Origin of the sequence: Weissella coleopterorum, from assembly GCF_011304355.1 — a bacterium.
Taxonomy (GTDB): domain Bacteria; phylum Bacillota; class Bacilli; order Lactobacillales; family Lactobacillaceae; genus Weissella; species Weissella coleopterorum.
In genome coordinates, this window is the sequence record NZ_CP049888.1 from 391,668 (window position 1) to 406,280 (window position 14,613).

General features: G+C 40.2%; 24 protein-coding genes and 1 pseudogene. All 25 read left to right on the forward strand.

The genetic code is table 11. The features are described 5' to 3' along the window. Positions 1-2 precede the first annotated feature (2 nt). The 25 genes and pseudogenes from rplP (at position 3) to tadA (ending at position 14,613) form a co-directional block, all read left to right on the forward strand. Positions 3-422, forward strand: coding sequence for a 50S ribosomal protein L16 (rplP, locus tag G7084_RS02110; protein WP_166009637.1), 420 nt, complete (start codon positions 3-5; stop codon positions 420-422). Next, positions 422-628, forward strand: coding sequence for a 50S ribosomal protein L29 (gene rpmC, locus G7084_RS02115; RefSeq protein ID WP_006845968.1), 207 nt, complete (start codon positions 422-424; stop codon positions 626-628). The genes rplP and rpmC overlap by 1 nt, the downstream gene beginning before the upstream one ends. Positions 629-646: 18 nt before the next feature. Then, positions 647-913, forward strand: coding sequence for a 30S ribosomal protein S17 (gene rpsQ, locus G7084_RS02120; protein ID WP_006845967.1), 267 nt, complete (start codon positions 647-649; stop codon positions 911-913). A 46-nt stretch (positions 914-959) separates the two neighbouring features. Beyond that, a complete protein-coding gene (gene rplN / locus G7084_RS02125) occupies positions 960-1,328 on the forward strand; it encodes a 50S ribosomal protein L14 (protein ID WP_006845966.1) in 369 nt (122 codons plus the stop codon). 35 nt (positions 1,329-1,363) lie between these two features. Next, on the forward strand, positions 1,364-1,669 hold the full coding sequence (gene rplX, locus G7084_RS02130; protein WP_166009639.1) for a 50S ribosomal protein L24: 306 nt from the start codon (positions 1,364-1,366) through the stop codon (positions 1,667-1,669). A 27-nt stretch (positions 1,670-1,696) separates the two neighbouring features. Continuing rightward, entirely contained in the window at positions 1,697-2,239 is a 543-nt protein-coding gene (gene rplE / locus G7084_RS02135) for a 50S ribosomal protein L5 (RefSeq protein WP_166009641.1), read from the forward strand. 49 nt (positions 2,240-2,288) lie between these two features. Next, a complete protein-coding gene (gene rpsH / locus G7084_RS02140; RefSeq protein ID WP_006845963.1) occupies positions 2,289-2,687 on the forward strand; it encodes a 30S ribosomal protein S8 in 399 nt (132 codons plus the stop codon). A gap of 31 nt (positions 2,688-2,718) precedes the next feature. Continuing rightward, entirely contained in the window at positions 2,719-3,255 is a 537-nt protein-coding gene (gene rplF / locus G7084_RS02145; RefSeq protein ID WP_166009643.1) for a 50S ribosomal protein L6, read from the forward strand. Positions 3,256-3,344: 89 nt separating this feature from the next. Beyond that, on the forward strand, positions 3,345-3,701 hold the full coding sequence (rplR, locus tag G7084_RS02150; protein WP_166009646.1) for a 50S ribosomal protein L18: 357 nt from the start codon (positions 3,345-3,347) through the stop codon (positions 3,699-3,701). 18 nt (positions 3,702-3,719) lie between these two features. Continuing rightward, a complete protein-coding gene (rpsE, locus tag G7084_RS02155) occupies positions 3,720-4,223 on the forward strand; it encodes a 30S ribosomal protein S5 (protein WP_425508986.1) in 504 nt (167 codons plus the stop codon). Between the two features lie 11 nt (positions 4,224-4,234). Then, entirely contained in the window at positions 4,235-4,420 is a 186-nt protein-coding gene (gene rpmD, locus G7084_RS02160) for a 50S ribosomal protein L30 (protein ID WP_006845959.1), read from the forward strand. 31 nt (positions 4,421-4,451) lie between these two features. Then, complete coding sequence (gene rplO / locus G7084_RS02165; protein WP_166009648.1) at positions 4,452-4,886, forward strand: 50S ribosomal protein L15; 435 nt, start codon at positions 4,452-4,454, stop codon at positions 4,884-4,886. Next, positions 4,886-6,190, forward strand: a complete 1,305-nt coding sequence (gene secY / locus G7084_RS02170) for a preprotein translocase subunit SecY (RefSeq protein ID WP_166009650.1) — start codon at positions 4,886-4,888, stop codon at positions 6,188-6,190. Before rplO ends, secY begins: the two co-directional genes overlap by 1 nt. Next, positions 6,190-6,759, forward strand: coding sequence for an adenylate kinase (locus G7084_RS02175; protein ID WP_166009652.1), 570 nt, complete (start codon positions 6,190-6,192; stop codon positions 6,757-6,759). Before secY ends, G7084_RS02175 begins: the two co-directional genes overlap by 1 nt. A gap of 82 nt (positions 6,760-6,841) precedes the next feature. Then, the gene (infA, locus tag G7084_RS02180) at positions 6,842-7,057 is read left to right on the forward strand and encodes a translation initiation factor IF-1 (protein WP_013989369.1); all 216 of its coding nucleotides are present in this window, start codon (positions 6,842-6,844) and stop codon (positions 7,055-7,057) included. A gap of 33 nt (positions 7,058-7,090) precedes the next feature. After that, positions 7,091-7,207, forward strand: coding sequence for a 50S ribosomal protein L36 (gene rpmJ / locus G7084_RS02185; RefSeq protein WP_013989368.1), 117 nt, complete (start codon positions 7,091-7,093; stop codon positions 7,205-7,207). A 49-nt stretch (positions 7,208-7,256) separates the two neighbouring features. Then, positions 7,257-7,622 carry a 30S ribosomal protein S13 gene (gene rpsM / locus G7084_RS02190; RefSeq protein WP_166009654.1) on the forward strand — a complete coding sequence of 122 codons (366 nt, stop codon included), beginning with the start codon at positions 7,257-7,259 and terminating at the stop codon, positions 7,620-7,622. A 30-nt stretch (positions 7,623-7,652) separates the two neighbouring features. Beyond that, positions 7,653-8,039 carry a 30S ribosomal protein S11 gene (gene rpsK, locus G7084_RS02195; protein WP_166009656.1) on the forward strand — a complete coding sequence of 129 codons (387 nt, stop codon included), beginning with the start codon at positions 7,653-7,655 and terminating at the stop codon, positions 8,037-8,039. Positions 8,040-8,092: 53 nt separating this feature from the next. Then, a complete protein-coding gene (locus G7084_RS02200) occupies positions 8,093-9,037 on the forward strand; it encodes a DNA-directed RNA polymerase subunit alpha (RefSeq protein ID WP_166009658.1) in 945 nt (314 codons plus the stop codon). Between the two features lie 35 nt (positions 9,038-9,072). Further along, positions 9,073-9,459 carry a 50S ribosomal protein L17 gene (gene rplQ / locus G7084_RS02205; RefSeq protein ID WP_166009660.1) on the forward strand — a complete coding sequence of 129 codons (387 nt, stop codon included), beginning with the start codon at positions 9,073-9,075 and terminating at the stop codon, positions 9,457-9,459. Positions 9,460-9,810: 351 nt separating this feature from the next. Next, positions 9,811-10,862 (forward strand): annotated as a pseudogene (gene adhP, locus G7084_RS02210) (alcohol dehydrogenase AdhP). Positions 10,863-11,303: 441 nt separating this feature from the next. Next, entirely contained in the window at positions 11,304-11,621 is a 318-nt protein-coding gene (locus G7084_RS02215; RefSeq protein ID WP_166009662.1) for a hypothetical protein, read from the forward strand. A 183-nt stretch (positions 11,622-11,804) separates the two neighbouring features. Continuing rightward, complete coding sequence (locus G7084_RS02220) at positions 11,805-12,761, forward strand: alpha/beta hydrolase (protein WP_166009664.1); 957 nt, start codon at positions 11,805-11,807, stop codon at positions 12,759-12,761. Between the two features lie 182 nt (positions 12,762-12,943). Next, entirely contained in the window at positions 12,944-13,558 is a 615-nt protein-coding gene (locus tag G7084_RS02225) for a class I SAM-dependent methyltransferase (protein ID WP_166009666.1), read from the forward strand. A gap of 539 nt (positions 13,559-14,097) precedes the next feature. Then, the gene (tadA, locus tag G7084_RS02230) at positions 14,098-14,613 is read left to right on the forward strand and encodes a tRNA adenosine(34) deaminase TadA (RefSeq protein ID WP_206212047.1); all 516 of its coding nucleotides are present in this window, start codon (positions 14,098-14,100) and stop codon (positions 14,611-14,613) included.

Here is a 14,613-nt window from a genome sequence, read left to right on the forward strand (position 1 = left end):
TCATGCTAGTTCCAAAGCGTGTTAAGTACCGTAAGCCACATCGTGGACACATGCGCGGTGAAGCTAAAGGTGGTAAGTCAGTTGCTTTCGGTGATTTCGGATTGCAAGCAACTACTTCACACTGGGTTTCAAATCGTCAAATCGAAGCTGCTCGTATTGCTATGACTCGTTATATGAAGCGTGGTGGTAAGGTTTGGATTAAAATTTTCCCACACTTGTCATACACTTCTAAAGGTGTTGGAGTACGTATGGGTAATGGTAAGGGTGCCCCAGTTGGTTGGGTTGCCCCAGTCAAGCGTGGTAAGGTAATGTTTGAAGTCGGCGGTGTTCCTGAAGAAGTTGCCCGTGAGGCTTTGCGCCTTGCCGCTAACAAGTTGCCAGTTAAGACTAAGATCTTAGCTCGCCAAGTGGAGGGTGAATAATGAAGACCAAAGATTTAAAAAACGAAATCAAGGGCCTCAGTACAGCTGAATTAGTGGCTAAGGAAAAAAGCTACAAGGAAGAGTTGTTTAACTTGCGTTTCCAACTAGCTACTGGTCAACTTGAGAACACGGCTCGTTTGTCAGAAGTACGTAAGCAAATTGCTCGTATTAAGACTGTGATTCGTCAACAAGAATTGAACAAGTAGTAAGGAGAGGAGACCGAGATGACTGAAGCTCGTAATGCACGTAAGGTTTACACAGGCCGCGTGGTTTCAGATAAGATGGATAAGACAATTTCTGTTGCCATTGAAACTTATAAGAACCACCCAGTTTATGGAAAGCGTGTTAAGTACACGAAGAAGTTTAAGGCTCACGATGAAAACAACGAAGCTAAAGCAGGAGATATGGTACGTATCATGGAGACACGTCCAACTTCAGCTACAAAGCGCTTCCGTTTGGTAGAAATCGTCGAGAAGGCCGTTATTATCTAATCGTTTTAATCTCGAATTTTACCAATAACGGAAGGAGGACAAAATCGTGATTCAACAAGAAAGTCGTTTGAATGTTGCTGATAATTCTGGAGCACGTGAAATCTTAACTATTAAGGTTTTGGGTGGATCTGGTCGTAAGTTCGCCGGAATCGGTGACATGATCGTTGCAACCGTAAAGCAAGCAATTCCTGGTGGAACTGTAAAGAAGGGTGATGTCGTTAAGGCAGTTATCGTTCGTACCGTTTCATCATCACACCGTGCAGATGGTTCATACATCAAGTTTGATGAGAACGCTGCAGTTATCGTTAAGGATGATAAGAGTCCTGTTGGAACTCGTATCTTCGGCCCTGTTGCACGTGAATTACGTGACAACGATTACATGCGTATTGTGTCATTGGCACCTGAAGTATTGTAATTAGCGCCATCAATAAATCAAGGAGGAAGCCTAGCATGTTTGTAAAGACAGGTGACAAGGTTAAGGTTATCGCCGGTAAGGACAAAGGTAAAGAGGGCGTAATCGTTAAGACTATCGCTGCTTCAGACCGTGTCTTGGTTGAAGGTGTTAACATGATGAAGAAGCACCAAAAGCCAAGTAACCAATACCCACAAGGTGGAATTATCGAGCAAGAAGCTCCAATCCACGTATCAAACGTACAATTGCTTGACCCTTCAACTAATGAACCAGCTCGTTTTGGTATCAAGATTGAAGATGGTAAGAAGGTACGCGTATCAAAGAAGTCTGGAACGGCTTTATAATTTAGGTGAAAGGAGGAAATCATTATCATGGCAAATCGCTTGAAAGAAAAGTATGTTAATGAAGTTCAACCTTCATTGATCGAAAAGTTTAACTACAGCTCAATCATGCAAACTCCAAAGATCGAAAAGATCGTTTTGAACATGGGGGTTGGTGATGCTGTATCCAACTCAAAGAACTTGGATGAAGCTGTTGCAGAATTAGAATTAATTGCTGGTCAAAAGCCAGTAATTACTCGTGCAAAGAAGTCAATCGCTGGCTTCCGTTTGCGTGAGGGAATGGCAATCGGAACTAAGGTTACGTTGCGTGGAGAACGGATGTATGACTTCTTAGATAAGTTGATCAACATTTCATTACCACGTGTTCGTGACTTCCGTGGAGTTTCACCAAAGGCCTTTGACGGTCGTGGAAACTACACTTTGGGAATCCGTGAGCAACTTATTTTCCCTGAAATTGATTACGATGCAGTTAACCGCGTTCGTGGTTTGGATATTGTAATCGTAACAACTGCTAACTCTGATGAAGAGTCACGTGAGATGCTTACTCAATTGGGTATGCCTTTCACTAAATAATGAAGAATAGACTGTTAAATCAGTAAGAAATTTATAGGAGGCAACATCAATGTCAATGACTGACCCAATTGCAGATTTCTTGACTCGCATTCGTAACGCCAACATGGTGCGTCACGATTCAGTTGAAGTTCCTGCATCTAAGATCAAAAAAGACATCGCTGAGATCTTGAAGAACGAAGGCTTTGTCCGGGACGTTGAATACATTGATGATGACAAGCAAGGCGTAATCCGTGTGTTCCTTAAGTATGGTGCTGATAAGCAACGCGTTATTTCAGGTTTGAAGCGTATTTCAAAGCCTGGATTGCGTTCATACGTTAAGGCCGATTCATTACCAAAGGTTTTGAATGGTTTAGGAATTGCTATCATCTCAACTTCTGAAGGTGTTATCACCGATAAGGAAGCTCGCGCCAAAAACATTGGTGGCGAGGTATTGGCATACGTTTGGTAATAATAAAATCTAATAAAGGAGGTATCCTACAATGAGTCGTATTGGTAATAAGACTTTAACTTTGCCTGCTGGCGTTGAATTGTCACGCGAAGGTGACGTTGTTACTGTTAAGGGACCAAAGGGTGAGTTATCACGCGAAGTTTCTTCAGAAATTGCTTTTACTATCGAAGGAAACGATGTGAACTTCACTCGTTCATCAGATGATGGTAAGATCAAGGCTTTGCATGGAACTACTCGTGCAAACGTCGCCAACATGGTTGAGGGTGTCTCAGAAGGCTTCAAAAAGACTTTGAAGCTTGTCGGTGTTGGGTACCGTGCAGCCAAGCAAGGAAACAAGCTTGTGTTGAACGTTGGTTACTCACACCCAGTTGAATTTGAAGACCGCACCGAAATGACGGTGGAAGTTCCTGATTCAGTTACTGTTGTAATTTCAGGTATTTCAAAGCAAAAGGTTGGAGATTTCGCCGCTGAGATCCGGGCCGTACGTTCTCCTGAACCTTATAAGGGTAAGGGAATTCGTTACGAAAATGAATACGTTGCACGTAAGGAAGGTAAGACTGGTAAGTAAGCTTAAGCTCATTGCTTAAAATTGAGAGCAACGTCTCAATATTACTTATTACGTATATCTTTCAAACAAGAATAAAAGAGGTTACGAACATGATTACGAAGTCAGACAAGAATAAAGTGCGTCAACATCGACACACTCGCGTTCGTGGAAAGATTTCTGGTACTGCAGAGCGCCCACGCTTGAACGTTTTCCGTTCTAACAAAAACATCTACGCTCAATTAATTGATGACGTAGCGGGTGTGACGCTTGCTAGTGCCTCAACTTTGGATGCAAACATTGCGGATGCACCAAAGACTGAACAAGCTACAAAAGTTGGTGCATTAATCGCCGACCGTGCCAAGGCTGCCGGAATTGAAGAAGTAATCTTTGATCGTGGTGGATACTTGTATCATGGTCGCGTTCGTGCATTAGCTGAATCAGCTCGTGAAGCTGGTTTGAAGTTCTAAGGGAAGGAGGAAATAATCATGGCATATATCGATCCAAAGACTCTTGGTGAGTTAGAAGAAAACGTCGTAGCTATCAACCGTGTTACTAAGGTTGTTAAGGGTGGTCGTCGTTTGCGTTTTGCCGCTTTGGTTGTTGTTGGTGATCGTAACGGTCACGTTGGATTTGGAACAGGTAAAGCTCAGGAAGTTCCTGAAGCGATCCGTAAGGCTGTTGAAGCTGCCAATCGTAACATCGTTGCCGTACCAACTGTTGGTACAACTCTTCCTCACTCTGCATTGGGTATCTTCGGTGGTGGTCGCGTGTTAGTTAAGCCAGCCGCTGAAGGATCTGGAGTAGCCGCCGGTGGTGCTGCTCGTGCCGTTTTGGAATTGGCTGGAATTGCTGACGTGACTGCAAAGTCATTGGGATCAGCAACTCCAATCAACGTTGTACGCGCTACTTTTGAAGCAATTTCAGAATTAAAGAATGCTGAAGAAGTCGCAGATTTGCGTCAGGTCTCACTCGAGCACTTGGCAGAATAAGGAGGCAGAACATGGCTGAACAAGTTAAAGTAACTCTTGTTAAGAGTGCTGCCCACCGTTTGCCAAAGCAACGTGCAATTGTTAAGGCCCTTGGATTAAACAAGGTTTCTTCATCAGTTGTATTGCCTGATAATGTGCAAACGCGTGGCGCTGTATTCAAGATTGCTCACTTAGTTACTGTTGAAGTAGTTAAGTAAGTACAAATTGCTCTGAAGGAGGAAAAACCTAATGAAGCTTAATGAGCTTGAAATTGCCGAAGGTTCTCGCAAAGTCCGCAACCGTGTTGGACGTGGTGAGTCTTCAGGTAATGGTAAGACTGCAGGACGTGGTCAAAAAGGTCAAAAGGCACGTAGTAAGGTACGTCTAGGATTCGAAGGTGGTCAAATGCCTTTGTTCCGTCGTATTCCAAAGCGTGGATTTACAAATATCAATCGTAAAGAATTTGCGGTTGTTAATTTGGACCAACTTAATAAGTTTGAAAACGGAACTGAAATTTCACCAGCATTGTTGGTTGAATCAGGAATCGTTAAAAACGAAATGGCTGGAATCAAGATTTTGGCTAACGGTCAACTTGATAAGGCTTTGACTGTTAAGGCTAACAAGTTCTCAGCATCAGCAGTAACTGCAATCGAAGCAGCTGGTGGTAAAACTGAGGTGATCTAATGCTACAAACCGTGCTCAATTCACTAAAAGAAAAGGACATCCGTAAAAAGTTGTTCTTCACTCTAGGAATTTTAATTGTTTACCGGATTGGTGCGTACATTACTGTACCAGGGATTAACCCTAAAGCACTAACTGAGGTTGCTAATTCTGGGCTCGGAAGCATTTTAAATATGTTTAGTGGTGGTGGTTTGACGAACTATTCATTGTTTGCAATGGGAGTCTCGCCTTACGTCACTGCTCAAATTGTGGTTCAATTGTTACAAATGGACATTGTGCCCCGGTTTGTCGAATGGTCAAAACAAGGTGAAGTTGGTCGTCGTCATTTAAACCAAGTTACACGGTATTTGACTATTATCCTGGCTTTTGCACAATCAATTGGAATTACGGCTGGGTTTAATCAACTTAGTCAAGTTCAATTGGTTAAAACGCCCGATATTAGAACTTATCTGATGATTGGGATGATTTTGACTATTGGAACAATGTTTGCGGTTTGGCTAGGTGAGATGATTACCCAATATGGTTTGGGACAAGGTGTTTCGATGCTGATCTTTGCGGGAATTATCGCGCGAGTTCCAGCGGGGATCTATCAATTAATCAAAGAAAATGTTTTGCAAAATTCAAATAAGGCACAAGGTTTGGCATTATTTGTTGGATTATTGCTCTTGTTAGTAATTGCAATTTCATTTGTTACCTGGTTCAATCAGGCTATTCGTAAAATTCCAATGCAATATACGCGACGATCAGTTGGTTCTGGTAGCTCGTCGTATCTACCTTTGAAGGTGAACGTTGCTGGAGTGATTCCAGTGATTTTCGCTTCGTCATTATTGGTTACACCACAAACAATTTTACAAGCTTTTGCTGGTAAGTTTAGTGGTCAAGGTTGGTATACTACTGCGACAACGTGGTTCTCAATGCAAACCTTGCAGGGTGGGTTACTCTACACATTGTTAATTGTCTTGTTTACGTTCTTCTATGCCTTTGTGCAGGTTAATCCTGAAAAAGTGGCTGAGAATTTACAAAAGCAAGCTAGTTACATTGTTGGGGTTCGCCCAGGTCATGATACTGAAAAGTGGATGTCGGGTCTATTGATGCGTTTGTCATCTGTGGGTTCAATCTTCTTAGGAGCAATTGCATTGGCACCTATCTTAGCCACACATTTGTTTGGCTTAGATAGTAACCTAGGTATGTCTGGAACATCATTATTAATCGTGATTGGGGTGGCAATTGACTTGATTCGCCAACTTGAAGGTTTAATGATGAAGAAAGCATATGTCGGTTTTATTCACGAAGGAGTTAAATCATAATGAGTTTAAATATCATGTTGTTGGGCCTACCAGGTGTTGGTAAAGGGACTCAAGCTGAGATGATCGTGGAGACTTATCATTTGCCACACATCAGTACGGGAGATATGTTCCGTGCTGCTATGGCAAATGAAACTGAGTTGGGGTTAAAGGCCAAGTCATTTATGGACGCTGGTAATTTAGTTCCCGATGAGGTTACAAATGGAATCGTCGAAGAACGTTTATCTGAAGACGATACCAAAGGGGGATTCATCTTAGATGGATTTCCTCGGAACTTAGACCAAGCAACAGCTTTAGACGAAATGTTGTCTAAGCAAGGCCGCAAGTTAGACGCTGTATTATACTTTACTGCTGATGAAGCTGTTTTAGTTGATCGGATGATGGCACGTGGTCGTGCAGATGACACTCCTGAAGTGATTAAAAATCGTTTGGCGGTTAATGGAGAATTAACAGCACCAATTGCCAATTATTATGCGGAACAAGGTGTTTTGCATAAGATTGATGGTGCACGTGAACTCGAAATGATTTTTGCCGACGTAAAAGAGTTGCTTGATAATTTGAAGGACGCCTAGTTGCAATTCATCGATCAAATATGATTGAAGTGTTATAATTAGATGTTACGTTCTTCATTCTGACAACGAAGGAGGCATAAACGTGGCCAACGATGTTATTGAAATTTCTGGTGTGGTAAAGGATACTTTACCAAATGCCATGTTTACCGTTGAATTAGAGAACGGCGCCGAAATTCTTGCGCATGTTTCAGGAAAAATTCGAAAGAACTTTATTCGAATCCTACCTGGAGATCATGTTAAAGTTGAGATGTCGCCATATGATTTGACGAAGGGACGGATTACATTCCGTTTCAAGTAAGCAAGTCGTAAAATTATTTTGGAGGTAAATACAATGAAGGTTCGTCCATCAGTAAAGCCTATGTGTGATAACTGTAAAGTTATCCGCCGTAACGGACGTGTGATGGTGATTTGCACAAATCCCAAGCACAAACAACGTCAAGGTGCTTAATTTATTAAGCTTTGACAATCAATTATAAAAATTATAGGAGGTAAGAGTAATGGCTCGTATTGCAGGAATCGATTTGCCTCGCGATAAGCGTATCGTGATCGCATTGACATATGTATACGGAATCGGTAACACTACTGCTAAGAATATTTTAGCAGAAGCTGGAGTTTCTGAAGACGTACGTGTTCGTGACTTGACACCAGACCAAGAGGATGCAATCCGCGCAATCGCGGATGGGATCAAAGTGGAAGGTGACTTACGTCGTGAAGTATCATTGAACATTAAGAAGTTACAAGAAATCGCATCATACCGTGGAATTCGCCACCGTAAGGGATTGCCTGTTCATGGTCAAAATACCAAGAACAACGCCCGGACGAGCAAAGGCCCAGCTGTTGCAATTGCAGGTAAGAAGAAGTAATTAATATCTGTAGAAAGGAGTTAAGTATTCATGGCAGGTCGTAATAATCGTAAGCGTCGTATTAAAAAGAATATTGAAAGTGGTGTAGCACACATTCACGCAACATTTAACAATACGATCGTAATGATCACCGATGTTCAAGGTAACGCTGTTGCCTGGTCATCTGCTGGTGCTCTTGGTTTCAAAGGTAGCCGTAAGTCAACGCCGTTTGCTGCGCAAATGGCATCTGAAGCTGCTGCCAAGGGAGCAATGGAAAATGGTATGAAGACAGTTGAAGTAACTGTTAAGGGTCCTGGTTCAGGGCGTGAATCTGCTATCCGTGCTTTGGCCGCTGCAGGATTGGAAGTTTCTTCTATTAAAGACGTAACTCCAGTACCACACAACGGTTCTCGGCCACCAAAGCGTCGTCGTGTCTAATTGCTTTGCAACTAGCTCACAGCTAAGCTTTGATGAAAGGGGTAACAAACAATATGCTTGAATTCGAAAACCCAAAGATCACTCTTGTTGAAGATAGTAACAATTACGGTAAATTTGTAGTTGAGCCTTTAGAGCGCGGCTATGGAACAACGCTTGGTAATTCTTTGCGTCGTGTATTGTTATCTTCATTGCCAGGAGCAGCGATCAATTCTGTACAAATCGATTCTGTTTTGCATGAATTTTCAACGGTCGAAGGAGTTGTTGAAGATGTTACGCAAATTATTTTGAACTTGAAAAAAGTTTCATTACAGATCGAAAGTGATGAGGAAAAAACACTTGAAATTAATATTGCTGGACCGGCAACGGTAACTGCTGGCGATATTACTGGAGATAGTGATGTAACCGTCTTAAATGATGATCTATACATTGCAACTGTTGCGGCGGGGTCTACCTTACACATGACATTGACTGCTGAACGTGGTCGCGGTTATGTTTCGGCAGATCAAAATAAAGAATTGCATGATGATTTGCCAATTGGCGTTCTTGCAATTGACTCTATTTTCACCCCCATCGAGCGGGTAAATTATCAAGTTGAAAGCACTCGTGTTGGTCAACGTGATGATTTTGACAAACTCACTTTGGATGTCTGGACCGATGGTTCATTGACTCCAACAGAAGCTGTTTCTTTAGCTGCACAAGTTCTTTCATCACATTTAAACGCTTTCGTTGAAATGTCGGAACGTGCAGTGAAGGCTCAAGTGATGGTCGACAAGGAAGAAACTGTTGCGCCTAAGCATACTGAGATGCCAATCGAAGAGCTTGACTTATCAGTTCGTTCATATAATTGTCTCAAACGGGCCGGAATTAACTCTGTTCAAGAGTTAGTTGACCGGACAGAAACACAGATGATGTCTGTTCGTAACCTCGGTCGGAAGTCACTTGACGAAATCCAAGATAAACTTGTTTTGATGGGCCTTGGATTCCGTAAGGAAGATTAATTAGATAGATAATACCAAAGAAGGAGGAATGACTCATGTCATACCGTAAGTTGGGACGTACAAGCTCACAACGTAAGGCTTTGTTACGTGACTTAACAACATCATTGTTGATCAATGGTCGTATTCAAACAACTGAGGCTCGCGCCAAGGAAGTTCGTAAGACTGCTGAAAAGATGATTACGTTGGGAAAGCACGGAGACTTGGCTTCACGTCGTAAGGCTGCTGCTTTCTTGCGTAATGTTGTCGCTGATGTACAAACTACAGAAGACGACAAGGTTAAGGTTGAAAACGCTTTGCAATACTTGTTCAATCAAGTTGCACCTCGTTTTGAAGGCCGCGCGGGTGGATACACTCGTATCTTAAAGACTGTACAACGTCGTGGAGACGCTGCACAAATGGTTATCTTGGAATTGGTTGACTAATTAGTTAGGACCAAAATCGATAAACATCCTTTAAAATCTCCAAATTATTAAACATAAACCGTTATGATGGTGGCACTAGCTTAGTCTAGGTTGAATGGCCCCATGTGGGGTCGCGTTTAATAATTTGCGAGGTTTTTTTTGTGTTTAAAAGATGATTGGTGGCTATCTTGTGATAATGAAATATTTTATAAGTAAGTGAACAAATGCATATACAGTAGTATGAAAATCTTTTACGGCGATACTTATTCTTTTATAAAAACGTTTACAAAGCTAAAGAAAACGATTACAATTATATATGTAAAAACATTCACATAAATAATAAATATTACTCAAGAAACAGGAGAAATAAAGATGAAAGCAGCAGTAGTGCGTGAGAACAATGATGGATATGTCGATTTGATTGATGATTGGGAACCACGTGCCCTTTCATTTGGAGAGGCGCTGGTTGATGTTGAATATGTGGGAATTTGTCATACTGACTTACACGTTGCTGCTGGTGATTTTGGTGATCCAAATAAAATGGGAACAACAAATGGTAAATTCCGTCGGGTGATTGGACATGAAGGGGTAGGGCGCGTAGCTAAGTTGGGCGAAGGCGCCGGTGATTACTTGAAGCTGGGTGATCGCGTTTCGATTGCTTGGTTCTATGACGCATGTGGAGTTTGTGATTATTGTGTATCTGGTAATGAAACATTTTGTCGAAATGTCCGAAATTCAGGTTATACGGTTGACGGTGCAATGGCTCAACAATGTGTTGTTAACGCGAAATATGCCGTTAAGGTCCCAGAAGGTCTAGATCCAGTCCAAGCAACATCAATTACTTGTGCAGGAGTTACGATGTATAAGTCATTGAAAGTTGGAGAAACTAAACCCGGACAATGGGTTTCTGTTCACGGTGCTGGGGGCTTGGAAACTTAGCTGTACAGTATGCACATAATGTTTTTGGTGCTCATGTCGCTGTTATTGATGGGAACGATGATAAATTAGAGGCGGCTCGTCAAAACGGGGCAGAAGTCTTAGTGAATCGAAAGAAGGAAGATGTCGTTGCGCGAGTCAATGAATTAACTGGTGGAGTTCATAATGCGCAAGTCACAGCAGTTAATGATGCAGCCTTTTCACAGGCAGTCAATGTTTTACGCCCAATGGGTAAGTTGGTGGCTGTGGCCCTACCTCAAGGTGATATGGCATTAAACATTGCTAAAACCGTTCTAGATGGAATTGAAGTCCGTGGATCACTAGTAGGGACCCGTGCTGATTTGAAAGAAGCTTTCCAGTTTGGTGCAGAAGGAAAGGTTCATCCAATTGTTGAAACAGTACCTTTCTCAGAAATTAACGCCGTGATTGATGAAATGAAACAAGGTTCAATTACTGGTCGTAAGGTGATTGATTTTACTACCTTGTAAAGCTAGATCAATTGATCTGTGGGGGAGCTTTTAAGGAGTGTAAACGTCAATCATATAAAAAATCTAATTCAGAAATAGGATTACGGTCTATGGACTGTAATCCTTTTTATACAAAATTTATGTAAATGACTACGTTTGGTCGGATTAATTCAAAATAGTAATATAAAAGATTTATATAAATATAATTGAGATAATATAATTTACTAAAAATAAGTTCAGTTTAGATGAATTAATTCATAGAATTTTTTGCAATAACGATTTTTCGAATCGGGTATTGATGTCACCTTTAATTGTTGGTGTTGTTGGCTTTTGGCAGATTCAATCAATGATGTAACAACGATGATTAAAAAAAATTGGTCCGCAAAAACTAAGGTTAAACCTAGTATTAATGTTATGATGATGAAACAGAAATGAATCAAACAATCAGTTTTGGAGGACGTCATGGCAGGAAACGAAGGGCAGTACCGAGAGAACACGCTAAGAATTAAAGGAGAAATATATCAATTATTTCAACGTGCTAATGTGATTTCAGAGCAATTAACTAATGATATAATTTGTGCGATATGCGCGATCGAACACCAAAATGGTGTAATTTATCTGGGGAGAATCCACGATAGCCGAGCATATCGGATTAGTTGTAATCCCAATGATAGTGGTTTTAAATTAGTATTTAAAAATTATGATGATCGAAATAAATTTGCCAGTTCTTTTGAAGCTTTATGTCGAGAGTTAGGGTTGCAATTTTATAAATATTTTTGAGCTAGAAGACTAAATTTTATAAATATGGCTTGATTAATTAAATTACGGGAACTTCATTTTGAGTGAACCCGTAATTTTTTTTGATTAATGAAACGATGGTATTTTTGTTTTAAGAATGGTAAAATATATTTTATTTCGATAATCTAAATATATTGAAAATTAAAAAGAAAAGAGAGCCCTTTTATGCAAGCGCAAAAAAAAGCATTCCATCCTTTGCGATGGATCATGAGTATTATTTTAATTATTATCATTATATTGGGAGCAGCAGGTGGATATTTTTTCCATGTTGCGGAAGTTCGTTCTAAAAAAGCATTTATTACCGGTAGTTCCATTAAAGCTGGTGAACCCTTATATGAAAAACAAGAAGCGTGGAAAAAATTTAATAAAAAAACTTGGAAAATGTCCGCAAACGATGGAACTAAATTGCAAGGTTATTATGTGAAGGCTGATCAACCAACTACAAAAACGGCCTTAGTGATTCATGGTTTTGGAGTCGATCATAAGGCGATGACGCCGTATGCGACAATGTTCCACGAAAAAGGATACAATGTCTTGTTGATTGATAATCGAGCTGCCGGTAAATCAGGTGGTCAATATATTGGTTATGGTTTCTTAGAGGCTAAGGATGCCAAGCAATGGACCCGAGAAATTGTGCAACGAAATGGAATCGATTCGCAAATTGTGGTTATGGGCGCCTCATTAGGTGGAGCTACGACCATGATGCTTTCAGGAATGAATCCGCCTCAGCAAGTTAAGGCATATGTAGAAGATGCTGGATACCACTCAATTAGTGAAGAATTGTTATTCCAAGCTAATGCGATGTATCACTTGCCGAAGTGGTTAGCGAAGCCATTAGTAAAAATTGTTTCACTGTATTCAAAAATATTTGCCGGATATTCGTATCAACAGGGTGAGGTCGGGCAATATTTAGCTAAGAATCAACGGCCGATGATGTTTATCCACGGAGCGTCGGACACGTTTGTGCCAACAAAGTTTGTCTATGAAAATTATCATGATCAAAAAGGACCAAAGAAATTGTTAGTTGTTCCTAAGGCAGAGCACGTGAAATCATACGCGCAATTAACTAATAAGTATGAAGAACAGGTTGAAAAATTCCTTTCAAATTATATTCAAGAGTAATTTTTAAATTATACCTATGTTGTTAAAAACAAATTCAACCCAAAGACTGAAGTTTAATTTTGTTTTGGGGTGAATTTGTTTTTTTATTTTCCACTACTAGGTGTGAATTTTTTTCTACTGAAAAGGGCTGCTTTTGTTATACTAGATAGTAATAAAGACTGAGTAAATGAGAGTAAAAAATTATGACTGAAGAACAAGAACATTATTATACGCAACATCCGACTATCGAGCATGCGGAACAAACTTGGAAATTTCCTATGTTTGATCATACTTTAACTTTTACAACTGATTCGGGGGTTTTTTCGAGACAGACTGTGGATTTTGGAACTCGTACAATGCTGGAAAATTTTAATTATCAGAAAATACCCACAGGTAAAATTTTAGATTTAGGAGCTGGGTATGGACCAGTAGCGATTAGCTTAGCTAAAATTTTACCTGAACGGCATTTTGATGCCGTTGAAATTAATGAAAGAGCGGTGGCGTTAGTTCAAAGAAATGCGCAACAGAATCAGGTGGACGCTCAAATTCAAGCGCTTCAATCAGATCAATATAAAAACGTTACGGATCAATATGCTGCTATTTTAACTAATCCACCGGTTCGCGCCGGTAAGGAAGTAGTAAACGGTATGATTAGCCAAGCCATTAATTATTTAGTAGTGGGTGGAACCCTAACTGTCGTTTTGCAGAAAAAGCAAGGAGCACCATCGGCAAAAAAATTAATGGCAGAAACGTTTGGCAATGTGGAAATCATTACTAAAAATAAAGGATACTACATTCTAGAAAGCACAAAAGTTTAAAACTAAGTTGACCTTGATATGATTATTACTAGTGTTAATGGCTTTTATTATTTAAATCGTTCCAGCTTAAGAATTATTTGTATTTAAGCTCGTGGGTTGAAATTTATTTTTTGACGACTGACATGTTCGCTTTGACATAATTGTTAAGGCGTTTTTTGTTTTTTATTCGGCTACAATTGATGCTAATTCAGCACTTTAACAAATATTTAATCTTAACAATGCTCGAAAAGGGATGATTTTATTTATCGTATTATTTTAGGAGTAGGTCAACTAGCGTTTATGATTTTTTGGTAACCTAATGATTCCTTTCAATTTATTTTTATAAATATACATAACGATCATTGTTTAGCGTAATAAAAAGCATAATTCGCAATCAAGAGGTTGTATTGTATGATGGTGAGAGAGTTGGTAACAAATTACATTTTTTTCATAATAGATAGGTAGTGGATTTTTCACTATAAGTTAAGCAATGAAATAGTACAATTAAAATAATAAGTGAGATTTACAGTATTTAATTTTTTAAAAGAGGTATGAAAATAATGACAATTTTAACAGAAACACAAATTCATACCTGGATGGGCGAAGCATTAGGCGAAGCGAAAAAAGCCTACGCACTTGGCGAAGTACCAATTGGTGCCGTCGTCGTTTTAGACGGTCAGATTATTGGTCGGGGTTTTAATCTCCGAGAACGGTTTGAAGATCCAAGTCAACATGCAGAATTTCAGGCCGTCTTAGAGGCAAGCCGTCATCAGAAAAGTTGGCGCCTACCAGATGCGCACTTATTTGTGACGATTGAACCTTGTATTATGTGTGCGGGCCTACTACAACAGGCGCGAATTAAGACAGTTTATTATGGGGCAGAAGATCCCAAGGCGGGAGGTGTTCACTCCATGTACCATTTATTAGAAGATGAACGGCTAAATCATCAAGTTGAAGTTCACCAGGGAATTCGGGCCACGGAAGCGTCGGCATTAATGAAAGCTTTTTTCAAGGCGATTCGCATCCGGCAAAAAGCTGCTAAAAAAGCTCGTCGTCAAAGAGAGGATCAAAATTAA